The 23,611-nt window shown below is 36.8% G+C and carries 23 protein-coding genes; 2 read left to right on the plus strand and 21 right to left on the minus strand.

The genetic code is table 11. The features are described from left to right. Positions 1–45: 45 nt before the first annotated feature. The 17 genes from murD to BK137_RS03215 form a co-directional block, all read right to left on the minus strand. Complete coding sequence (gene murD / locus BK137_RS03135) at positions 46–1,395, minus strand: UDP-N-acetylmuramoyl-L-alanine--D-glutamate ligase (RefSeq protein ID WP_038183846.1); 1,350 nt, start codon at positions 1,393–1,395, stop codon at positions 46–48. Then, entirely contained in the window at positions 1,392–2,366 is a 975-nt protein-coding gene (gene mraY, locus BK137_RS03140) for a phospho-N-acetylmuramoyl-pentapeptide-transferase (RefSeq protein ID WP_038183843.1), read from the minus strand. The genes murD and mraY overlap by 4 nt, the downstream gene beginning before the upstream one ends. A 78-nt stretch (positions 2,367–2,444) precedes the next feature. Further along, positions 2,445–4,358 carry a stage V sporulation protein D gene (locus BK137_RS03145; RefSeq protein WP_038183840.1) on the minus strand — a complete coding sequence of 638 codons (1,914 nt, stop codon included), beginning with the start codon at positions 4,356–4,358 and terminating at the stop codon, positions 2,445–2,447. Positions 4,359–4,441: 83 nt separating this feature from the next. Further along, the gene (locus tag BK137_RS03150; RefSeq protein WP_038183837.1) at positions 4,442–6,574 is read right to left on the minus strand and encodes a penicillin-binding protein; all 2,133 of its coding nucleotides are present in this window, start codon (positions 6,572–6,574) and stop codon (positions 4,442–4,444) included. A 35-nt stretch (positions 6,575–6,609) separates the two neighbouring features. Then, a complete protein-coding gene (ftsL, locus tag BK137_RS22790; protein WP_038183833.1) occupies positions 6,610–6,987 on the minus strand; it encodes a cell division protein FtsL in 378 nt (125 codons plus the stop codon). Positions 6,988–6,991: 4 nt separating this feature from the next. After that, positions 6,992–7,939 carry a 16S rRNA (cytosine(1402)-N(4))-methyltransferase RsmH gene (gene rsmH, locus BK137_RS03160; RefSeq protein ID WP_038183819.1) on the minus strand — a complete coding sequence of 316 codons (948 nt, stop codon included), beginning with the start codon at positions 7,937–7,939 and terminating at the stop codon, positions 6,992–6,994. Positions 7,940–7,962: 23 nt separating this feature from the next. After that, on the minus strand, positions 7,963–8,394 hold the full coding sequence (gene mraZ, locus BK137_RS03165; RefSeq protein WP_038183816.1) for a division/cell wall cluster transcriptional repressor MraZ: 432 nt from the start codon (positions 8,392–8,394) through the stop codon (positions 7,963–7,965). Between the two features lie 328 nt (positions 8,395–8,722). Further along, positions 8,723–10,339 (minus strand): bacillithiol biosynthesis cysteine-adding enzyme BshC, encoded by a 1,617-nt coding sequence (bshC, locus tag BK137_RS03170; protein WP_038183814.1) that lies wholly within the window; start codon positions 10,337–10,339, stop codon positions 8,723–8,725. A gap of 75 nt (positions 10,340–10,414) precedes the next feature. Next, entirely contained in the window at positions 10,415–10,810 is a 396-nt protein-coding gene (locus BK137_RS03175; protein ID WP_038183811.1) for a DUF3397 family protein, read from the minus strand. Continuing rightward, a complete protein-coding gene (locus BK137_RS03180; protein WP_038183809.1) occupies positions 10,807–11,709 on the minus strand; it encodes a ketopantoate reductase family protein in 903 nt (300 codons plus the stop codon). Before BK137_RS03180 ends, BK137_RS03175 begins: the two co-directional genes overlap by 4 nt. 71 nt (positions 11,710–11,780) lie before the next feature. After that, positions 11,781–13,322 carry an acyl-CoA carboxylase subunit beta gene (locus tag BK137_RS03185; protein WP_038183795.1) on the minus strand — a complete coding sequence of 514 codons (1,542 nt, stop codon included), beginning with the start codon at positions 13,320–13,322 and terminating at the stop codon, positions 11,781–11,783. 39 nt (positions 13,323–13,361) lie between these two features. Continuing rightward, positions 13,362–13,574 carry an acetyl-CoA carboxylase biotin carboxyl carrier protein subunit gene (locus BK137_RS03190; protein WP_038183783.1) on the minus strand — a complete coding sequence of 71 codons (213 nt, stop codon included), beginning with the start codon at positions 13,572–13,574 and terminating at the stop codon, positions 13,362–13,364. Next, entirely contained in the window at positions 13,561–14,931 is a 1,371-nt protein-coding gene (locus BK137_RS03195; RefSeq protein ID WP_038183780.1) for an acetyl-CoA carboxylase biotin carboxylase subunit, read from the minus strand. Before BK137_RS03195 ends, BK137_RS03190 begins: the two co-directional genes overlap by 14 nt. A gap of 197 nt (positions 14,932–15,128) precedes the next feature. Next, the gene (locus BK137_RS03200; RefSeq protein ID WP_235175720.1) at positions 15,129–15,515 is read right to left on the minus strand and encodes a transcriptional regulator; all 387 of its coding nucleotides are present in this window, start codon (positions 15,513–15,515) and stop codon (positions 15,129–15,131) included. A 43-nt stretch (positions 15,516–15,558) separates the two neighbouring features. Further along, a complete protein-coding gene (locus BK137_RS03205) occupies positions 15,559–16,320 on the minus strand; it encodes an enoyl-CoA hydratase/isomerase family protein (RefSeq protein WP_038183777.1) in 762 nt (253 codons plus the stop codon). A 516-nt stretch (positions 16,321–16,836) separates the two neighbouring features. Further along, positions 16,837–17,010: a 50S ribosomal protein L32 gene (rpmF, locus tag BK137_RS03210; protein WP_038183775.1), complete on the minus strand. Its 174-nt coding sequence runs from the start codon at positions 17,008–17,010 to the stop codon at positions 16,837–16,839. Positions 17,011–17,034: 24 nt separating this feature from the next. After that, the gene (locus tag BK137_RS03215) at positions 17,035–17,568 is read right to left on the minus strand and encodes a YceD family protein (protein WP_038183773.1); all 534 of its coding nucleotides are present in this window, start codon (positions 17,566–17,568) and stop codon (positions 17,035–17,037) included. Positions 17,569–17,695: 127 nt separating this feature from the next. Between BK137_RS03215 and BK137_RS03220 the strand changes: the two genes are divergently transcribed. Next, positions 17,696–18,907 carry a nucleotidyltransferase gene (locus tag BK137_RS03220; RefSeq protein ID WP_038183768.1) on the plus strand — a complete coding sequence of 404 codons (1,212 nt, stop codon included), beginning with the start codon at positions 17,696–17,698 and terminating at the stop codon, positions 18,905–18,907. 3 nt (positions 18,908–18,910) lie between these two features. Here BK137_RS03220 and BK137_RS03225 read toward each other — a convergent pair whose 3' ends face one another. Further along, positions 18,911–19,966 carry a SepM family pheromone-processing serine protease gene (locus tag BK137_RS03225; RefSeq protein ID WP_327192123.1) on the minus strand — a complete coding sequence of 352 codons (1,056 nt, stop codon included), beginning with the start codon at positions 19,964–19,966 and terminating at the stop codon, positions 18,911–18,913. Positions 19,967–20,081: 115 nt separating this feature from the next. On the opposite strand from BK137_RS03225, the gene BK137_RS03230 reads away from it, so the two are divergent. After that, positions 20,082–20,990 carry a hypothetical protein gene (locus tag BK137_RS03230; RefSeq protein ID WP_155981179.1) on the plus strand — a complete coding sequence of 303 codons (909 nt, stop codon included), beginning with the start codon at positions 20,082–20,084 and terminating at the stop codon, positions 20,988–20,990. A 54-nt stretch (positions 20,991–21,044) separates the two neighbouring features. On the opposite strand, the gene coaD is transcribed toward BK137_RS03230, so the two are convergent. The 3 genes from coaD to BK137_RS03245 are packed head-to-tail and all read right to left on the minus strand — an operon-like array spanning position 21,045 to position 23,561. Then, a complete protein-coding gene (coaD, locus tag BK137_RS03235; RefSeq protein ID WP_038183761.1) occupies positions 21,045–21,530 on the minus strand; it encodes a pantetheine-phosphate adenylyltransferase in 486 nt (161 codons plus the stop codon). Further along, positions 21,523–22,098: a 16S rRNA (guanine(966)-N(2))-methyltransferase RsmD gene (gene rsmD, locus BK137_RS03240; protein ID WP_038183758.1), complete on the minus strand. Its 576-nt coding sequence runs from the start codon at positions 22,096–22,098 to the stop codon at positions 21,523–21,525. Before rsmD ends, coaD begins: the two co-directional genes overlap by 8 nt. A 41-nt stretch (positions 22,099–22,139) precedes the next feature. Continuing rightward, entirely contained in the window at positions 22,140–23,561 is a 1,422-nt protein-coding gene (locus tag BK137_RS03245; RefSeq protein ID WP_038183754.1) for a hypothetical protein, read from the minus strand. Positions 23,562–23,611 lie beyond the last annotated feature (50 nt).

Here is a 23,611-nt window from a genome sequence, read left to right on the forward strand (position 1 = left end):
TCACGTTGATTCAGCTATGGCATCCTTCCTGTTGTTCGAATTTCCTTACAACTTCATTGCAGCTTCGATGAACTTATCACCACGCACCTCGAAAGTCGGGTATTGATCCCAGCTTGCGCATGCAGGAGATAATAAGATGACATCTTCTTCATTTGATAAATCTGCTGCTTGTTTAACACCTGATTCCATATCATTAGCATATGCTATCTTTTCAACACCACATGATTCTGCGAATTCAGCAAATCGCTTAGCTGTTTCCCCAGCTACGACAACTGCGTGAACATTCCCCATATGTGGACGTAGTTCTTCAAATGAGTGCCCTCGATCTAAGCCACCTGCAAGTAAAACAATCGGCTGTGTAAAAGCTGCTAACGCACTGCGAGTAGCTAATGTATTAGTCGCTTTAGAATCATTGAAAATTTTACGACTTTGCCATTCTCGAACAAATTGTGTACGGTGCTTAACACCCGTAAATGATGATAAAACATGCTCTATCTTATCTTTCGGACAATCCATAATTATTGCTGCTGCAACTGCTACTAAAACATTCTCTAAATTATGTTGTCCAGGAAGAGCTATAATGCTACGTTTGATAAATGGTTTACCTAACCAGTAAACCATTTCATCATCTGCACTTATTCCTAGATAATTAATACCATTTGTTGTGAATGGAATTTTACGTGCATGTGATTTATTTGCATAACTCACAACTACTTCTTGATCTGCGTTATAGATTAAATAATCTGATGCATCCTGGTTGCGTGTTACAGCAAATTTAGCATTACTGTATTCTTCCATCGAACCGTGATAGTCAATATGCGCTTCATATAAATTCGTCCAAATCGCAATTTTTGGCTTGAAATGTTCAGTACCCATTAATTGGAATGAAGATAATTCTGTAACGACTACATTATCTGGTGTAGCATTTTCAGTGACTGAACATGCTACTGTACCTATATTTCCAGCGATGAGAGGATTTAAACCACCTTGTTTTAAAATATGATAAAGCAAGGTGGTCGTTGTTGTTTTACCATTTGAACCCGTAATACCAATCATTGGAGCCTCGCTAATTAAGTAAGCGAGCTCTATCTCAGTCCAAATTGGAATACCTCGTTTTACAGCATCTGCTACTAGAATATTTGTATAAGGAATACCAGGGTTTTTCACAACTAATTCGAAGCCTTCATCTAGTAAATCTTCTGGATGACGGCCACAAATCACTGTAATTCCTTGTTGTAACAGACGTTGTGCATCAGTGTTCTCTTCAAATGGTTTAGCATCATTCACAGTAACGAAAGCACCCATTTTATGCAGTAATTCCGCAGCTGCGACACCACTTTTAGCTAATCCTAGTACAAGTACTTTTTTATGTTCCATCTCTTTTATGCTTTTCATTTCAAGACCTCCGGAACCACTGCGATCAACGCTGCAACTACTGCTGTCAACCAGAATGTTAGAACAATACGCCATTCAGACCAGCCTGATAACTCAAAATGGTGATGTAGTGGACTCATTTTAAAAATTCGCTTACCTGTTAATTTGAAACTTGCTACTTGTAAAATAACAGATAGTGTTTCAGCTACAAAGATAATACCAATCAGTAATAGTAATACTTCATGCCCAACTAATACTGAAAGCATTGCAAGTGCTCCACCTAAAGCAAGTGAACCAGTATCTCCCATAAACACTTTTGCTGGATTAGCATTAAATAATAAGAAACCAAGTAAAGCACCTGTTACAGCAAATGCAAATATCGCGATATCAACTTGACCGTTTACAAGCGCTAGTACACCAAATGCAGTAAAAGCAATGGAAGCTGTACCCGACACAAGCCCATCTAACCCATCTGTTAAATTGACAGCGTTTGAGAAACCTACTAACCAAAAGATTAAGAATAAAACATAAAATCCACCTAAGTTAAAGGCGAAATCAGTAAGCGGTATCTGGATTGTATTATGGAAAACGCCTAGACCTAATAAGAAATAGGCAGCAATCGAAATAATAATTTGTCCGATTAACTTTTGGAGGGATGTTAATCCCAAATTACGCTTGAAAATAATTTTAAGACCATCGTCTAAAAAGCCGATTAAACCAAAGCCGAATAAGACGAGAATTAATACAACAGATTGTGAAGTAAAGGCATCATTTAGATAACCTAATACTATAGTTGTAACGATAATAGCGAATAAAAATATTACGCCACCCATCGTTGGAGTTCCCGCTTTTTTCTGATGTGATTTTGGTCCTTCTTCTCGAATACTTTGACCAAATTTCATTCGACGTAATAACGGAATAACAGCTGGTGCTGTGATAGCCGTTAAGACGAATGAAGTGGCCAAAACAATTAAAGTTGTTGCAATTGTCATGAAAATTCTCCTTCTAACCTTCTTTAGTACATGTACTATCATAGTAGTTTCAATTCTATTTTTAAAGACTAATACACGCTATTTTTCTAAATAAACGTGAATTATGCCATCTAGTCCGATTTGTGCATCTGCTTTTGGCAGTTGAGAGGCAATTTTGGAGCCATTTCCATGCCATTCTAAACGAAACGGATATTGTAATTTTGCTATATCTTCTTTTGTCTGACCGACCAAATCAGGTACGCGCACTTTTTCAACATCCCCCCATTTATATATCTTTTCTAATTGTCCCTTTCGCTCTGTAATACCGACTTTATCATGAACATCCTCAATGATTTGCCCTACAATTGGTGCCGCAATAACACCACCAAATTGCGTAACGTTCTTTGGATTATCTATTGCAACATAAACAACGATTTCTGGATCATCTGCTGGTGCGAAGCCGATAAAGGATACAATATATTCCCCATCCTTATACCGTCCATTTTCAACTTTTTGAGCTGTTCCAGTCTTACCACCTATGCGCAGGTGATCTCTAAATGCATTTCTACCAGAACCTAAAGCAACAACCGATTCTAATGCTTCACGAACTTTTTTGGACGTTTCGGGCTTAATGACTTGTCGTTTTTTTACAGGCTTGTAGCTTTTCAATATCTTGCCTGAATTTGAATCGATTAGATTTTTAACTATATAGGGTTGATAGAGTGTACCACCATTAATCGCTGCTGATACTGCCTGGACTTGTTGAATTGGTGTGACAGAGATTCCTTGCCCAAAAGACGTTGTAGCATGTTCAACAGGACCATATGCCTTTTCAGAGAACAATATCCCACTTGATTCTCCAGCCATATTCGATCCTGTTGTTTGCCCAAAGCCAAAATCACGTATATATTTTTGAAGTTTTGTTGGTCCTACTCTTCTTCCGAGCTCTATAAAACCTGGGTTACAAGAATTTTGTACGACTTCTAAAAAGGTTTCGCTTCCGTGGCCTTCACGCTTCCAACAACGTAGACGAGCACCTTCTACCATTGAGTAGCCCGGATCAAAGAAATGATCCTTATCTAAATCAACAACCTGTTCTTCTAACGCTGCACTTAATGTAATGATTTTAAATGTAGAACCTGGCTCAAAGGTCATCCACACTGGTAGGTTTCTGTTATAAATTTTGGAATCGACTTTGGAAAATGAAGGAGGAGAGAATGTTGGATAAGATGCTAACGCTAATATTTCACCAGTTTTAGGATTCATAGCAATACCCATTGCCTGGTCTGCCTCGTATTTCACCATAGCTTGAGAAAGTTCACGTTCTACGACCTTTTGAACATCAACATCAATGGTCAATTCCATTGTTGCACCGTCTTTACCATCTTTCCAACTATCTTGGACATGAGGAAGTGCTGAACCTTTAGCATCTGTAAATAGGCGAATTGCGGAAGCTTTTCCCATCAATAAATCATCATACTGATACTCTAATCCAGCTAATCCTTGCTGATCATAACCAGTGAAACCAATTAGCCTAGAGAGTAATTGATCATACGGATAATAACGTATGTAATCAAGCCCTGCGTAAATTCCTGGTATATTTTTTTGTTGTATTTTTTCGGCAAGTTCTTTAGATATGTTTTTAGCTTCAGGAGCAAGCTTTACTATTGACGTTTTTTGTTGCATTTTTTTTGCTAATGCTTGCTCATCTACTCCAAGTAATGTTGCCAACTCTTTTGCAGCATCTAAAGGTTTATCATTTTGCGCTGGCATAAAATACAATGTTGGGGCTAGTTTATTACCAACGATTAACTTACCATTGCGATCTACTATATTTCCTCTTAAACTTGAAACTGGTATTTCACGGTCCCAGCTTTCTTCTGCCCTTTTTGTTAACAAATCATGTTGTATAAACTGTACATGTACTAATTTCCCAATAAGCATGAGGAATAAAACAACAAAGACAATCCACATCCACTGCATTCTTTTTTTTGTACTTTTAGTGGCCCACATTGTTCGACATATCACACCTTTTTTTCTTACAAAGTATGATATGACACTCCGTACTATTCAAATTCTTTGCGAAATCACATGAACTATTTATAAATCTCCTCTGGTTTTTTCATTTTCAAAATAATTTTCTTATTTGCATTTAGCACAGTACCAGCTTTAACACTTTGTTTCTGTACGTAGCCTTCACCGTTAATTTCTATATTGGCACCAGCCATTGTTTGATACGTTAAAACGTTACGGAGTGACCAATCTGTAAAATCAGGTACTACCGAATCCCCATCTGTCTTCAAGAATACAAAACCACCAGATAAAACTTCTGATTTTTCTGCTGGGTATTGGTCCGTAATTTTATCACCATTACCTATGATAACCGTTTCTATGCCATTTTCTTCAAATTCTTTTTCAACATCCTCAACAAGTTGACCTTTTAAGTTCTCCATCGTTTGGGATTTTGTTTTTTTAATTTTTTGCGGCTTAATATTTAAGTACTTCAAACTACTTCCCATTACTGTATTAAATACAGTAGATGTTGGCTCTGAGCCGACATCTGTTGGTCCAAGCTTAGGTTTTTCCACCGCAATGTACATAACTAACTGAGGATCATCTGCAGGAGCCATACCCAAAAATGAATACAAGAATTCATTTTTTCCCCAGTAGTATCCACCAGATGCTTTCGGAATTTGAGCTGTACCTGTTTTACCGGCTACTTCATATTCTTTACTTGCAAAGTTTTGACCAGTTCCTTTTTCGGAATAAATGGTAGAAGCTAAAATCTTTCTAACTTCCTTAGCCGTTTTTTCAGAAATAGGCTGACCTTTAATTGTTGGGGTGTTCTCTTTGACGATTTTTTTCGTATTTGGATTCACAATTTTCTCAATTACATACGGTTGCATCATTTTACCATCGTTTGCGATGGCAGAAACAGCTTGAATTAATTGAATAGGGGTAACCGTAGATCCTTGGCCATAAGTAGTTGTGACACGATTAATTGGATATTTATCTAAAATTTGTCCTGTCGCTTCATTTGGTAAATCGATTCCCGTCTTTTCTCCGAAACCAAACTTTTTCATATAAGAAATAAAGGTATCATCGCCCATTAACTTTAATAAATGAGCCATACCTACGTTTGAAGACCGTTGGATTCCTTCTAAATAAGAGATACTTCCCCATCCAACTTGGTTACTATCTCGAATAGTTCGATCGAGCACAGTATACTGACCAGACTGAAATGTAGCATTCGGGAACCATTTATCTTCTTCGACTGCAGCTGCTAATGTAAATGTTTTCATTGTTGAACCCGGTTCAATCGTCAATTCTGTTAACTGGTTTAACCAGCTATTTTCAAGTCCAGTACCGTCTTGTGGATTATATGTTGGTCTTTGCGACACAGCAAGTATTTCTCCCGTTTTCGGATTGGCAACGACCGCTACCATCGATTCAGGATTATATTTCTTATAAACTTTAGACATTGAATCTTCTAAAAAGTTTTGAATGGTTTTATCAATCGTTAAATATACATCCGCACCATCTTTAGCAGGTTCTACCATCTTATTGCTATTAGGTAGCAAATAACCCCATACATCACTCTTATACTGAACCCTTCCATCCGTACCGGATAATTCTTTGTTATAGATGGACTCTAGTCCCATTTTACCTACGGTTTTAGTTTGTCCATCTTGCTGAGTATCCCGTTGTGCTAAGCCGATTAAGTTTGATGCAAAGATACCATTTGGATAAAAACGCTTTGTTTCTTCCATGAAAATGATGCCAGGTAGCTTTTCACTACTAATTTGCTCCATTACACCATGGCTAATATTACGTCCTGCAGCACCAAATTCTACTTGGCGAATTTCATTACCTTGTGCATTCTTTACTTTAGTATTTAATTTATCAAATATATCTTTCTCACTAATAGAAAGATATTTCGCTAAAATTTTGGCTGTTTTCTCTTTATCTGCTACGTGCATAAGAGTTTTAGTTCCTTCAGATGCCTTAGGACTAATTACAGCTACTAAGCGATAGTTAATAGTATCTTCTGCAATAACTTGTCCTTGCCGATCGAGAATGTTCCCTCTATTAGCTGTAATTACTTTTGATCTTTCGTATTTTGCTGCCGCTTTTGCCGCCAAAGCTTGCCCCTCTACTTGGCCCGAAGCTTGGATTCCAAATATACGGAAAAACATAGCAAAAAAGAGCCCTCCATAAACGATTAACATTAGAAAGGCTCCCCATTGAAACCGAAACTTTCTCTTCATTGTCCAGACACTACTTTCACGTTTTTTTCGTTCAGCTTCAAGCCTAATTCCTTCGCTTTATTCCAAATACGCTCATATGTAGAGAGTTCACTTACCTCGATGGACAATTCCGCATTTTGTTTCTTCGTTTCATCAATTTTATTTTCGATATTTTGAATTTCAACAGATGTTGTATTAATTGCAGATTGCGTATTTAAATTCATAACTGACAATAATGCTATTATTGTCACCATGGCCACAAGGAGAACCCTTTCCCCCTTAGACAATATTCTCTTGGAAGGTCTGGGTGTTGGCTGCTGGACGGTTCTTTCCGGTACTGTAGGCTGTGGCTGCTGGATGTACGTTTGTTGTTGTTGCCGATTAAGCAATGCCATTTAATCACTTCCCTTTTTCTTTGATTTTTTCAGCTATTCTGAGTTTCGCTGAGCGAGCTCGATTATTTTCTTCTAGTTCTTGCTCTGAAGGTAATATCGGTTTACGTGTAACAAGTTTTATACCTGGAGCTAATTCCTCTGGAATAACGGGTAAACCTGGTGGTAATTCTGGCAAAGAGGATGCTTCTTTGAAGATAGTTTTACATAATCGGTCTTCTAACGAGTGGAAAGTAATGACGCTAACTCGTCCACCTACATTAATGACTTCAAGTGCTTGTATTAATGAATCTTCCGCTGCACCAAGTTCATCATTTACAGCAATTCGAATGGCTTGGAATACACGTTTCGCTGGGTGTCCGCCTTTACGTCTTGCTGCAGCTGGGATACCTTCTTTAATTAAATCTACTAGTTCACCCGTGGTTTCAATTGGGCTTGTCTTTCTAGCTTCTTCAATTTTTCTGGCAATTTGTTTCGAGAACTTTTCTTCACCGTATCGATAGAAAATACGTACAAGATCTTCGAATGACCATTCATTCACAACATGAAATGCCGAAAGTTCAGCTGTTGTATCCATTCTCATATCAAGTGGTGCATCTTGGTGGTAACTGAATCCTCGTTCTGCGTTATCTAATTGAGGAGATGATACGCCTAAATCGTATAAAATCCCGTCAACTTTATCTATGCCTAATGCTTCTAGTTCTTCCTTCAAATAACGGAAGTTTGAATGTACGAAAGTTATTTTATCTAAATATGGTGCTAAACGTTCTTTAGCATTTTCAATGGCTGAAGTATCTTGATCAAAGCAAATAAGTCTACCTTTTGATGATAATTGGCTAACTAAATATTCACTGTGTCCAGCCCCACCTAAAGTACAATCTACATAAATGCCGTCAGGACGAACGTTCAATCCATCAACGGTTTCCTTTAATAATACAGTCGTATGATTAAACAAGGTTTGTCCCTCCTCTAAATTGGTTATATATCAAAATCAATCATATTCTCAGCAATGTCATTGAAGGATTCCTCAGATTCAGCAAAATAATTTTGCCAAGACTCTTTGGACCAAATTTCAATACGATTAGAAACGCCGAGTACTACACAATCCTTTTGAACATTAGCGTGTGTTAATAAGTTACTTGGGATATTAATACGGCCTTGCTTGTCCACTTCCACCTCTGTAGCACCTGAAAAGAAGAAACGCGTAAAAGCTCTGGCATCTTTCTTAGTAACAGGTAATTGCTTCAGTTTTTCCTCCAGCTTACGCCACTCCAAAATAGGATACCCGAATAAGCAATTATCCAATCCTCGGGTAATGACAAAGCCTTCCGTAAGGTGTTCACGGAACTTAGCAGGTATAATCAATCGGCCCTTCGCATCAATACTATGTTGATACTCTCCCATGAACATATTACTCACCCCACTATATGAAATTAATGTACCACATCCCCCCACATTCCACCACTAATTCATTGGAAAATAAGGGTGTTTACATTAAAATGCGTAAATCGTCCTTATCAACAACAATATTTCTACTAATTTTTACCTTTTTGTTAAAAAAACTTCATACTTCTTATTATTATTTTATTATTTTAATACCATATTGTAGTATTTATTTGATATTTTTAATAAAAAAAAGCTATCTCAATTGAGATAGCTTTTAATACCCTAAAATCAGGGTAATATTATATCTATTTTATTTTAAAAACAGCCATTTTTTAATCCGCATTATTCCATTTTATATATATATTACTTGATGCAATTCACTAACTTCTAATGGTAACTGTAAAATATCACCAATTAAAGTCATGCCATATTCATTCATATATTGGAATGGATTAAATACACGTTCCATTAAAATACCTTCAGGAATTAGCTGACCTTCCATCTCGTTGAATCTGCGAATAGCAACATCATGCTGAAGTAATACTTCTGCTTCGATTTTCTTTAATAGAAAGTCTAATTGGTTTTCATGAATATCTAGATTTTTTATTACTAGTTTATCTAGGTGCACATCATTCTTATGCAAATGCTTTTGTAAGTCCACATATTGCTGCTGTAGCAACGCTTTTGTTTTTTCAATAGCCTCTTTTGCAGCATCATCATATACTTCATTTACAAAGGTATGATGCATTTGGGCCACTTTACCACTTAATACTTCAGTAACAGATAAATCATGTGTCTCTAATAAGTGGGAGACTTGGCGATTAACAAGCGTCATATTCATACGTGGTACGAAAACTGGCACCTTCATACCAAGCAACTCGAAAGCGTCTTTTAATGTAGACCAATACGCAAGCTCTCCAGGCCCTCCAACAAATGCAAGTACAGGCAAGACCATATCCTGCATTAGCGGTCTTGTTACAACGTTATTACTTAAACAAGCAGGCTGTTCAATTGCTAGCTGTAACATGTCTTCTTTTGTAAATTGGACATTCGCGACGTTATTGATAAACTTGCCATCTTTACGCTCTAATAAGAAGCGTTCACCTTCCTTGACGTAAAAAAGGTTAGCATTTTCTTTCGTTGCACCTATCGGGGTACCATAACCACTATCGGCCAATAGTGCCTCGCGATTTGAAACTACATCTGCAATCTCTTCAGAGTGGTTCACTAATCTCTCGAAATACGGTGCCTCATAAGCACGCAATTTCGGATCAGCGGCATCTAATAGAAGTAACCCTTCTTCTTTGAAAAGCCAGTGCATTAATTGGGCGAAAAAGTCAGTATATGTATGACTCCTTACTAATAAAGTATCGATTTTCGCCAACAGCTCTTCTGTATATGCAGTTTCACCATATTGTTGGAAGACATTTTTTATAAATTTTCGTGTATCTTCAATATCTAAAGTTGTTGTTGAAGCCATTGTTTTTTTCTTTGAACGGTCTGGATGAATATGTTTTTGCAAACGACCATTTAACGCTGTAAATGTATGATTGATTTCATCAATGTCATGATCTTCACCAGCAATCCAAAATACAGGAACGACTGGAACATCTAATTTCGCGCGCTGTTCTTTAGCTAAAAGTAAAACAGAAATAGCTTTATGGACTGAATATAGAGGTCCAGTTAATAAGCCCGCTTGTTGCCCACCAACAACAACCACTGCATTGTTTTCTAATTCTCGTAAATGTTGTTCCATTTTTACCGATTTCTCAAGAGGTGCCATAAATTCACTAATGACTTTTACAAGCTCAGCTCGGCGAATCGGATGATTTTTTAAATCTTCTAAACGGCGTTCAAAAGATTCATCTTCATTTGTATAATGGAAAAACGACGAGATTGTTGATTTTTGATTTCGATAATCTACCAATAATTGATTGTTTACCGGTACATCTATTTGTTCCAGTTTCATATTAGTATAAACTCCTCTATATTGTTAACTACAATCGAGTATAGCATTTTAATCAGTTGGATTGAAAAAATACGCTCACGTCATCGTCACATATAAAATAATTCTTTGAACTATTATAATAATCCAAATAACCACGTAAGTAATGGTTAATGCTAAAAATAAAAAGCGCCAAATTTTCCGGAATAATGGTAGTATTTCAATTTCTTTTGTAGAGCGCCATTCAATTATCGTGAAAACTATCGCAATTATAATTGCAAAGATAAAAGTTATAAACCCGATATCATACCCCCATAAAAAATGAACAGATTCCGGAACAGAAAAAAACAGTAGAAATGTCGTTATATCTGCTGCCCTACCAAATACTTTCTCTCGCTTCTTAGGTAATTTTTTCAGTAGAGAATAAATAATGAGAAATAAGATGACTGGGCAAAGTACAATGAAATGCAAAAAAATTGACAGTATATACATCATCTTTCCACACCGCCTTGTTGCAATGTCATTAATATCATATAAAGCGTCTCTAATGTCGGCAGATCGTGACCACGATTTTGTGCTATTTCTAATATCCCACCAACAATCGCATCTACTTCCATTAGCCTTCCATTTAATCGATCTGTAAGCATAGAAGAAGTATTCATTGCTGTACTTGTACATAATGAAAGTACATCTTCAAATAGAAGCTGATCCTGTTGTTCCGGGAAGGCGCTCATGAGCTCTTTGTACAATTGCTCTAATAATATTAAGCTATGCTCATTCGTAATAAGAGAACCGTTTTTAACATTTAGTATAGTCGTTAAAGAATTTATTAGACAATTTAATAGTGCTTTTCGTATTAACATTTGTTCTGCATTCTCAATCCATTCAATAGGTAATTTAGAATCTGATAGCTGGGAAAATTCCTTAAACGGTTGTCCATCTCCTCTTCCTATAGCTATTTTCATCTTGCCAATCCCTCTGTGTGCAACGCTTGAATTCGATAGCTTCTCAGCTCCAAACTCTACTGAACTAAAAGCGATTTGCTTCTGTTGCAAGTTATTTGCAAATTGTAAGTGCTTCACACCATTTTGAATAAAAAGTAATGGCGTGCTTTCTGGTAATGCATTTAATAGATACTGTAAACTAGCTAGATGATGATATTTTACGGCAATTATCCATATTGCATCTGTCGGAAATACTTTAAAGTCCTGTGAAGCTTTAATATATGTATGGTGCGACTGTTGCAAGACATCGATTTGCTGTAGACCTTTGTCATTAAGTTCACTTGCTTGAGTTTCTCGGTGAACAAGAATATTCATCTGGTTGTGATCTTTTTGTAGCAAGGATGCTAGCAGTAATCCAACCGCTCCTCCACCTACAACAACAATTTGCATATCGATATCTCCTTTTAATAAAAATAGACTGAGGTCCACCTGATACAGGCAGACCTCAATAGCAACACTTATTATACAGGATAAACCGGATGTTTTCGATAAGGCAGTAAGATTTGTTTTGAGTCATAATAAGCCAAGCGTTTCGTAATGACTGTTCTTAAATCACTTGGCGCGACGATTTCATCGACAATCATTTCGGATGCCATTTTGTAGATATCAATTTCCTTTTTATATTCATCATGTTTTTCTTTAACAAACTGCATTCGTTCTTTCAGATCTTCAATAGCTTCAATTTTATTTGAATAAACAGCATTAACTGCCGCCTCTGGACCCATTACGGCAATTTGCGCAGTTGGAAGAGCAATACAGACATCAGGATCAAATGCCGGACCGCACATTGCATATAGTCCTGCTCCGTATGCTTTACGTACCACTACTGAAATTTTAGGTACTGTTGCCGAACTCATCGCTGAAATTAACTTCGCACCGTGGCGAATAATACCAGCACGCTCAACTTTTGTTCCAATCATGAAGCCTGGCACATCAGCTAGGAACAATAATGGAATTGAAAATGCATCACATAAATTAATAAATTTAGCCGCCTTATCTGCCGAGTCAACAAATAATACGCCGCCCTTTGCCTTCGGTTGGTTTGCAATAATTCCCACCACTTGACCATCCATACGCGCTAAACCTGTAATCAATTCCTGTGCAAAAAGTTTTTTTATTTCAAAAAAACTTCCCTCATCTATTAACTGATCAATCGCTTCATACATATTAAAAGGTGCATTTTGATTTTCAGGAATTATTTCTTCTAATTTGCGACCTTGTATTGGTTGTTTTCCATCAACAACTGCTGGCTTATCTGCGAAATTCGCTGGAAAATAATTTAAATATCGACGCGCTTCGGAAATAGCTTCTTCCTCAGTTGAAACAAGTAGATCTCCGCACCCACTAACAGTACAATGCATACGTGCTCCACCCATCTCCTCAAGCGACACCTTTTCACCAATAACCTTCTCAGCCATACGTGGTGAACCTAAGTACATGGAAGCATTACCTTCTACCATAACAACGATATCACAAAACGCCGGTATGTATGCTCCACCTGCAGCAGAAGGACCAAATAATAAACAGATTTGCGGAATCATTCCTGACATTCTCACTTGATTATGGAAAATACGCCCTGCTCCACGACGCCCAGGAAACATTTCTAATTGATCTGTAATACGTGCTCCTGCCGAATCTACTAAATAAATCATAGGTACTTGATTTTTCTCCGCTACTTCTTGGATACGGATAATTTTCTCAACAGTTCGAGAACCCCACGAACCTGCTTTAATAGTCGAATCATTCGCCATAACACAAACGGTTTGGCCATTTACTTTCCCCATAGCAGTGACCACGCCGTCTGCAGGTAAATCACCTGCTTCACAATTCGCAAAACGTCCATCCTCTTCATATTCTCCATCATCAAAAAGTAGCGTTAAACGATCTCGCACGAACAATTTATTTGTTTCTTTTAGTTTTTCATGATATTTCGGATGTCCACCTGCAAAAATCCCTTCAAGTTTGTCAGCTAGACGTTCGTTATATACTGTGTGTTCAGTCATATTATGTCCTCCCCTTTGTGTTAGACACTTACATCTACTTTAGCCTAAGACGACTAGTACATCATCCTCGTTAACGAAGTCACCTTCGTTCACTTTCACTTCAGCAACTGAGCCTGACACTTCAGCATCTACTGGAATTTCCATTTTCATAGACTCTAAAACGATGACAGTTTGACCAGCAGATACTGCATCTCCTTCTTTTACCTCAACACGAAATACTGTACCTGCCATCGATGCTTTAATTTCTCCCATAAATCTTATCCCCCTTGTGATTGGCTAACCATTCTGTTAGCGAACTTGTGTGATAAACCCCGGATTGGAACATTTCTTCTTGCAATAAGCGATCAAATAATAGCAAATTTGATTTTACCCCTTGTATATCTATGTCCTTTATAACCGTTTCAGAATTGGCCAATGCTTGCTCTCTTGTTTCCCCAAACACGACAAGTTTTGCAATAAGTGGATCATAAAACGGTGATACTCTATTCCCTTCAACGTAACCACTATCAATACGGCAATTCTCTATTTGAGGGAACATCAATACTTGCAACTTACCCGGTGACGGCAAAAACCTCTCTGGATCCTCTGCGTAAATACGATATTCAATTGCATGGCCAGTGCACTTTATAGCTGTTTGGTCTTTTATAGGTAATGTCTTGCCTTCTGCTACTTGTAATTGCCACTCAACAAGATCAAATCCAGTAATAGCCTCCGTAACTGGATGTTCAACCTGTAAACGTGTATTCATCTCGAGAAAATAAAAGTGATTTTCCGCATCCACTATAAATTCTACCGTTCCAGCATTGGTATAACGAACAGCTTTTGCAGCATCCACAGCGGCTTGCAGTAATTTTACGCGCTCAGCTTGTGGAAATTGAGGTGAAGGTGATTCTTCAATAACTTTTTGGTGACGTCGTTGAATCGAACAATTCCGTTCAAATAAATGAACGATATTCCCAGCATCATCGCCGAAAATTTGCACTTCAATATGACGCGCATTTGGAATATACTTCTCGATAAAAACGAGGTCATTCTTAAAATACGATTGTGCACGTTTTTTTACATTTTCAAAGCTATGACTGAGCGCTTGCTCATCTTCACAGCACACCATGCCAATACCGCCTCCGCCAGCTGATGCCTTCAGCATTACAGGGTATCCAATTAGACTAGCAAATTGCAATGCCTCTTCTAATGAAGTTAGACCTTCCTCTGAACCTGGTACAACTGGAACACCGGCAATTTTCATCGTTTGGCGCGCTTGAATTTTATCACCCATTTGTTCGATTACATCTGCATTTGGACCAATCCAGCGAATTCCCGCAGCCTCTACTTTTCTAGCAAAATCCGCGTTTTCTGATAGCAACCCGTAACCTGGATGAATATCACTTACCTGATGCTCAATGGCAAGTTGAATAATTTCATCAGCCTTCAAATAAGATTGTGCGACCTGATTTTCACCTATGCGAACAGCATTTGTCGCTTCTTTAACGAAAGGTAAATCTTGATCTGCATCTGAATAGATAGCAACTGTTTCAATACCTAACTTGTGGCATGTCGAGATAATTCTTCTCGCAATTTCCCCACGATTGGCAATTAGAACTTTGCGCATATTCATCCCCCTTTGCTTAAACCGTTTCTCCCTTTCCTTATTAGTCTAAACGAAATAAGAAAGCGATTTCAACTATTAACTAGCAAATTTTACTTATTATTGAGTATTTTTTCTTCTTTGATATTTTATTCACAATAAAAAGATCATTCCAAAATAGCTTTAGAATGATCTTCCATACGAAATATTCAACTGCATTTTTATTGTCTAACCTTCTCTAAACCTTGTTCGAGCCATTTTACTAAATCATCATGCTCATGCTTTAATGCTTCATGAGATTTCTTCAATGATTGATAAGCTTCAGATAATTGATCAAAGCTCATCAGTGCTTGTTTTAGATGCGAACGCATCATTTGCTTTGGTCTTGTTTTAGCATCTTCTAATTCAGCTTCATATTGCGCTCTTAATGTTTTATTCCATCGAAACCCACAAGCTTGCTTTGTACGACCTAACTCTTCAGCCGCTTCTTCAAAACCCGCAAGTTGTGATCGACCTTCACGAACAGCCATTAATATAATTTCCACCAAACGTGTATCATCTACAGCTAACCATTGATCTTTTCTTTTTTTAACTTCTATCTCAATCACCTCGCATTTTTATTACTATATGCGAGTTTTTCAATTTTAGAAGTTATTTTGATTTTGATAGAAAACGATTTACAGCTTGGTGATGTGCTTCACTTTCCCACAATTTTGCGCAGGTGTGAACTTCCTCCATAACACGATCAAATAGCCCCATTTCTCGCCATTTGCGTAACTCCATTTCTTTATAAGCTTTATGAACCGAAGGGTGGACTTTACGCATATCCTCTATAAACGTCTCAAGAGCCGCTTCTTTCCCCCCTTCAAATACACGCATAGCCCAACCGATTTCATATAAAAGTTCAGCTGGATACGCTTTAGCGTCCACTAACATTTTCAAGGCACGATCATGGCGTAATCCACGTTCAAATAAATATGTTCCGCCACCCCAGCCAGAAGTAATTGCTAAAGTCCCTTGAATGAAACCACATTTTGCTTCAGTAGCTACTAATCGGAAATCACAAGCTGTCGCAATTTCACAACCTCCGCCAACTGCAGCGCCATTAACTAAGGCAATAGTCGGAACTGGTAATGTTGCCAGATCATAAAGAATTTTAGCCATTTTACTTAGCATTCCAAAAGCTTGCTTTTCAGTTGTTAATGAATGAAACTCTGCTAAATCCCCTCCGGAACAAAATGCACGCTCCCCTGCTCCAGTGACGACTAAAAAACGTACGGTATCATGATCATGTACATATGTAATTACTTCTTTAAACCCTTCCATTACTTCATCATTTATGGCATTACGTCGTTCTGGACGATCAATAGTAAATGTTAATACTCCATCTTGTTCTTGAAAATGATACGCCATTTAACTCTACTCCTTTTAGAATAATTAGAAAATAGAAATAATATCATCATACCTGTTTTAATCGGACGATGCAAAGTGACCCACAAGTCCATCTCAAATGTTCCATACCATTTAAAGATGGTTTGAACCTTTTTAGCATTTGTATTTCTATGACATTTCTATATTAAAGGAGATACTAAGTCCACCCCGTAAACAAAAAAAGAATTTTAAGTAACCGGGTTCACTCCAAATCCTATTGACATTACTCCAGTGAATTTTTGGAATATTTTTAAAAACAAAGGACTTTTCAGAAGTTTTTTACATGACTTAATAGATAAACTAAGTTCAAAAACTATACCGCGGCTATTAAAGTTAATATTAATCCAATAAGTTGTTATGATTTGGTTCCATTAATGTTTATGAATTGAAGCATAAAAGTTATGTAGATCAAGACGGTTTTAAGATTAAAAACAAATAAAAAAAGACCACTAGAGAGCCATGGTCTCTCTAGTAGTCTTTTCCAGAACAAATACTGAATTATTTGCTCACAACTTCTTTACCTTTGTATTGACCGCATGCTTTACATACGTGGTGAGCCAATTTACTTTCACCACAGTTTGGGCAAGCAACCATACCTGGTAGAGCTAGTTTAAAATGTGTGCGACGTTTACGTTTCGCAGTTTTAGAAGTTCTTCTAAATGGTACAGCCATCGATGGCACCTCCTTACAGATCGGTTATTCGTCTGTTTGATCAAAATACTTTGCTAAATCAGCAAGTCTTGGATCTACTTTTTTTGTGTCATTCTGTTTTTGATAGGCTAACTCGTCCTCCGTTGAAAAACTCCAATCAGAGTTATTCTTAGGTGTCGGAATTGTCGCATCTTCTTTATACACTTGCATTGGAATTTCTAATAAAATTAGTTCTTCTAACACAGGGTCAACATTTACTACTTCACCTTCTACAATGTGAAGGTTATCATAGTCTGTTTCATTAGCAGTTTCTGACCAACTGAATATTTCGTCGGACTCGATATCAAATGAAAACTCAACGTCTTCCCATGTTCGTGCACAAGGAAGTGTTAGCGTGCCTGTCAATTGAAAATGACAAGTGATTTGGGATGCACCAAATGTACAGTGCCCTTTTACATGAACAGGTGTAATCTGACGGATGTCCGGGTTACGTTTCATCACATCATCCAATTGAACTAATTCGTCAATCGGCATCCCGTTTTGGCGATATTTAGATAATTGTGGGATTGCCCATTTCATACGTTTATCACCTCAAGACAACAAAGTTGATTATATAATGCTAAATTATAGATGTCAAGATATTTTCTTGTCACTACTACAAACTCTCCGTATAATTACGGATATAGATTGTAAATGGGGTGAAGATTTGATAGCAACCGGTGTAATTGTAGAATACAATCCTTTTCATAACGGCCACCTCCATCATATCAGACAATCACGTAAAGAGACAAATGCAGATATTGTCATTGCCGTGATGAGTGGTCATTTTTTACAAAGAGGTGAACCTTCTTTTGTCGATAAATGGACGAGAACTAAGATGGCTCTTGCTTCAGGTGCAGATCTTGTTGTCGAATTACCTTATGTGTACGCAACCGCTCAAGCATCCGATTTTGCTAAAGGTGGTATAAGCATATTAGACGCTATGTGCTGTGACTATTTTTCATTTGGTAGTGAAGAAGGTAATATAACACCGTTTTTAAACAGTTATAGCCTGTTACAAGAGCATAACGATACTTTACAACAAATGATAAGGGATTCTATTCAAACAGGTATAAGCTATCCTCAAGCATTAAATACGGCATATAAACAGCTTATCCCAACAAATGAACTGTCATTCGTAGATTTATCAAAACCAAATAATATTTTAGGTTTTCATTATATTGAAGCAGCAATTAAAATTCAGTCAAATATAAAAGCTGTAACAATCCAACGTATTAAAGCTGGTTATCATGATGAGATTGAAGTAGATTCAACGATTGCTAGTGCTACCGGAATTAGAAAATCTGTTTTCGAAAAAGATTCGATAGATGGAATCGCCACCTACATGCCTCTGGCTTCTTTTAAAGGATTAGAAGCATGGCAGCATTCAAATATCACTTTCGGAAGTTGGGAGGCTTTCTGGCCACTCTTACGCTTTACAATCATTCGTCATACACCACAAGAATTAGCAAGTTTTGCAGAAGTGACGGAAGGTATTGAATATTTGCTACTACGTGCTGCAAAAGAAAGTGAATCTTTCGTGTCGTTTATGCAAAAGGTTAAATCAAAACGCTACACATGGACACGTATACAACGTATGTTAACACATATTTTTACCGGCTTTACGTGGGACCGTTTAAAATCCTTTAAGCAGCCCTCATATATTCGCTTGTTAGGGATGACTGCAAATGGTCAAAGATATTTGTCCTCAAAGAAAAAGGATTTTACATTACCTATTATTAGCCGTGCAGCGAGCTCTGACGACGCAATGTTAATGCAAGATATTCATGCTACCGATTTGTACATGCTTGCGCTTAGCAGACCTGCAAATACAAAAAGAATGGGCTTGGATTATAAAACCCCGCCCATTCGTGTATAAAAATTATTTTTGTTTTAAGTCTTTTAAATAATTTAATGCATCATCTACTGTTTTAACAGGCACGATTTTCATTTTCGTGTCTATTTTTTTTGCGGTTTCAACAGCTACTTCATAATTTGTTTTGATTCCTGGATTTAATTTTTTCACTTCATCCGTTATTGTATCGTCTGGCGCAAAGAAAATTTCGATACCGCCGTCATCAGCAGCAATTATTTTTTTATCAATACCACCAATTCGGCCAACTTCTCCTGATTCTAACATTTCACCTGTACCTGCAACGTTATAACCTTTTGTTAGATCTCCTTCTGTTAATTGATCAATGATTTCTAATGTAAACATTAACCCTGCAGAAGGACCACCAATTTCATCCGCTTCGATTTTTACATTTGGATTAGTTGTAATTGATTTATTTTCTGTGAAAGTAATACCAATACCAACTTTCCCTTTTGTCCCAGGTATTTCTTTTAAAGTAACGGATTTTGTTTGCTCTTTTTCATCTCGAATGATAGTAAGTTTTACTTTTTCACCGGATTTTTTTCCAGCTAAGTAATCGATTAATTCTGTTTGACGAATAATTTTTTTTCCATCTATTCCAATCACTTCGTCACCAGGTTTTAAAATACCGTCACTAGCACCGTCTTCTAAAACATACACAACATAGACGCCGTTGTACTGTATCTCGTATTCTTTATTTGCCTTTTTGAAACCAACGTATTTGGCGTTAAATTGTGAATCCGTCATAAGTTTTAATTGACGTAAATTATATTCGTCCTCACTCTCATGTGGACTTCTTACTTGCGTTTCTGGAAGCAATTCTTTTCGACTACTTAACTTAGCACCAGCATAAGTAAAAGGCGTTGCTTTAGACATCGATACAGTCATAAGACTCATTGTTCCTTCGCTGTCTAATTTTGCATTTTCTACCTCTACAAATTGTGAAAGCTCATAAGCTCCACCTGGTTGCATAATATAATAAGGTAATGGATAGACAAAACCTAATACCGCAATTGCTGCAATGACTATAAAACCTATAAATTTCTTGATATTCAAGACATGCACCTCCAATTAACAAACTCTTAAGCTATGTATATGACGAAACATTAGAAGGTTTGTTCGATTTTTTCAAAAATAATTTTAGCATTTGTGAATTCGATTTACAAAAAGATAAGAATGGGTGGAGCTAATTCTCGTTTCTCGTATGAACATCATTATTTGTTGGGTACTTATTGCTTTATTACTCTTGCAACCAGGTATTGCTCATGAGGGGGCAGATGTGGGCATCAAATTATTTATGAACGCACTCTTCCCCTATTTATTGCCTTATTTAATACTGACTCAATGGTTACTACGCCTGACAAATCAAGGCAGTAGTAATCCTTCTAAGACAGCTCTTTACTTAAAAGCATATGGTATAAGTGCGTTAGGAGGATTTCCAACTGGTTCTGCTACAATTGCCTTTATGACAAAAGAACAGCAATTAACACTGCGAGAAAGTAAGTTTCTACTTGCTATTTGTCATGCCCCAAGTCCACTTTTTATGATTGGCTTTGTTGGTTATGAATTACTTGAAAATGCCTCAATTGGTTGGCGAATGTTACTGCTAATACATAGTGTAAATTTAGTGACACTTGGTATTTTCATATTATTTTCTAAACGCCCTTCTGAAACAACATCCGTGAAAAAGGAAATAAAACGCGCTTCATTTCCTTTAATCGAAAGTATGAAAGGTAGTATTCCGACTGTGCTTTTGGTTGGTACAACTGTCATATTTTTCACTACAATTAGCCATGTGATTGCAAAGACATTACTTCATTTCTTTCACGATTTACCTACAGTTTTGGCCGTTTCTTTATATGCAGTATTAGAAATGACTTCTAGCTTACATATTGCAACACAATCATTTGCAAGTTCGGCTTACTTGCCTTTATGGCTCATGACTATTTTAGCAATCCAAGGCTTGAGTATTCATTTGCAAGTTGCAGTTTTAGCAAAAGATGCTGATATCCCTCTTGTTCCATACTTTTTATTACGCTTGATTATGATACCTGTACTCCCTCTACTGTACTGGGTGATTTTCTTATGAAAATCACCGCAAAAAAGGCTGTTTTATGATGTACATCATAGAACAGCCTTACTTTTATTTCGAGTTGAACTTTTCTTTTAATGCAACTTCAACAATATCTGGTACTAGCCCATGGATATCTCCACCATATTGTGATACTTCTTTAACAATACTAGAACTTAAAAATGAGTATTGATTTTTTGTCATGATGAAAAATGTTTCAATTTGCTCGTCAAGGAAGCGGTTCATCGATGTAATCTGCATTTCATACTCAAAGTCTGAAACTGCACGTAAGCCACGTACTATGGCATCAGCATTACGTTTTTTTGCATAGTCGATTAATAAGCCAGAGGATGAATCCACTTTAACATTTGGCATGTCGCACGTTACTTGTGTAATTAAATCCATTCTTTCATCCACATTAAATAATGGTTTTTTCGAGGAATTATTCATCACAGCAACATAAACTTCATCAAAAATATCGGCGGCACGTTTAATAATGTCTAAATGTCCGTTCGTAATTGGATCAAAAGTCCCTGGTACAACAGCAATTTTATTCAATGGATTCTCCTTCTTCCTTCACCGAACGATAAAATGAAATAATAATACTACCATAACTCTCTTCACGTATTTTTTCGAAATGTAGGAAGTTGTCTGGTAAATCTGTATCGTGATCATGCTCACAAACAATCGTACCTGATCTTGAGATAACATTATTTGATACTATTTCTTCTACTAAATCATAATATGCTCGTTTTTTATAAGGTGGATCTAAAAAGATTAAGTCAACTTGTACACCCTTTTTTATAAGGGCTTTCATAGCTCTAACCGCATCGTTTCGAAAAAGCTCAGTATGTTCTTCATAACGACACTTTTGTATGTTTTCTTTTAGATTTTGGAAGGCACGGCCATCTTTTTCAATGAAAATACCTTTATCCATTCCTCTACTAATGGCTTCAATACCCAGTCCACCACTACCTGCAAATAAGTCCAAAACGGTTCCACCGTCAAAAAACGGACCTAGTATATTGAATAATGATTCTTTAACTTTATCTGTTGTTGGTCTAGTGGTTGTGCCAGATACCGCTTTTAAAGGCATCCCTTTTCTGTCACCAGCAATCACTCTCATTGTTTCACCAAACCTTCTCTTACTTACATTTTTAATCGATTTTAATTCAAAATAGCAGATGGCGCAATATTAATTTTGTCATCCGACTTTTCTACATCGACTAAGAATAACCTAACAAGCCATGCTTCTTCCACATAATAATCGTCACCAAATTTTTCGAAAGGTTGCGAAATGATATTATAGCGCTTTTGATTATACACATAGAATGACTCAGTCATTGGGAATCTGAAATTTCGATTATCACTTTCTATATACAATCCATTTTTCCCCTTGTTTACTTCATAGCCAAGACCATTTAATACCGGAACCGCTTTATAAAAAATACGACCATCTTTGAAAATAACTTGCGCATCATCATCCTCATTATCTTTCAAATACACATGTCTCGAATCTTCAAATAACAACGGAGCAATCTCAGTGCGATCATTGTCATTCATTTCAAAAAATGACGTTTGTAAATCAAGTGTTTTTGACAACAATTTATCGAGCACTTTTGGTGAGATTACTTCACCTTTTTGAGCGATCAAACTATTTTTCCATGCTATTGATTGTTCGTTTGTCATGTACTTATTTACAATCTGAGTGATTTCATGCGCCTTATCAGAGCCAATTTCTTTCCCAGATATAAAGGACGCAACTGCGATTGGTAACCAATTGTTATTACTTACAAAGTCATATTGTTGTCCAATCTGAGACATGACGATTTTCTTTTCAATAGACCCAACATTAAATACGGGTGTAAATAAAATTCGTGTTGATGAGTTTTTCTTTGAACTTTGCATAATCGCTACATGATTAAAGCCTTCCAAAGAAAAGTCTTTTAAATCTGTTTTTAAATCCTTCGATATCGCCTTGTCACTATACAAAGTGACTTGCTCATTTTCAAAGACAGTTTTCAACTTTTGTTTTTGCCAATATAAATCAGTCACTGCTCCGTAACCGCTATACATTGAATAATCTACTAGATCAAGTGTTTTTTGACCTACTAATTGTAGACCGGTAAACCATTGGCCACCCGATTTTGTCTCATCAGAAATGTGAACCTGTGTATGTACTGGATTCCCATTTTGAAGAGTTAAAAAAATATTACGTAAAATTTCACCTGAAGTAAGCCCTTTTTTAGATATTGGAATTTCATAAGAGATGGATTGTTTCTCTTCATCTCCTACTTTTAGCTGAGTAAGTTGCTCATTTAAACGTTCGCAACTTTTTACATCGTCTAAAAGACATGCCTTTTTCTTACTCTTAGTTGGCCAAATAAGCTTCACATTATCTTGAGGAAGGTCGGTAAAGTGATGATTCACTAGCAACTTTCCTTTACGATAAATCACTTCTATTTCTTGGTCATAGTTAAATACCCTATCCTCCTCAGACAATTGATCTGAAAAGACATGGTACTGAAAAGTTAACATTATGCCGTTTAAAAATAATAAAATTGAAAATAAGCTGGCAGCAAATTTCATGTGCTAATCCTCCTGCATCATGATACTATGTGTTAGGAAAGGATGTGTAC

The sequence above is a fragment of the Viridibacillus arenosi genome (assembly GCF_001955655.1).
Classification (GTDB): domain Bacteria; phylum Bacillota; class Bacilli; order Bacillales_A; family Planococcaceae; genus Viridibacillus; species Viridibacillus arenosi.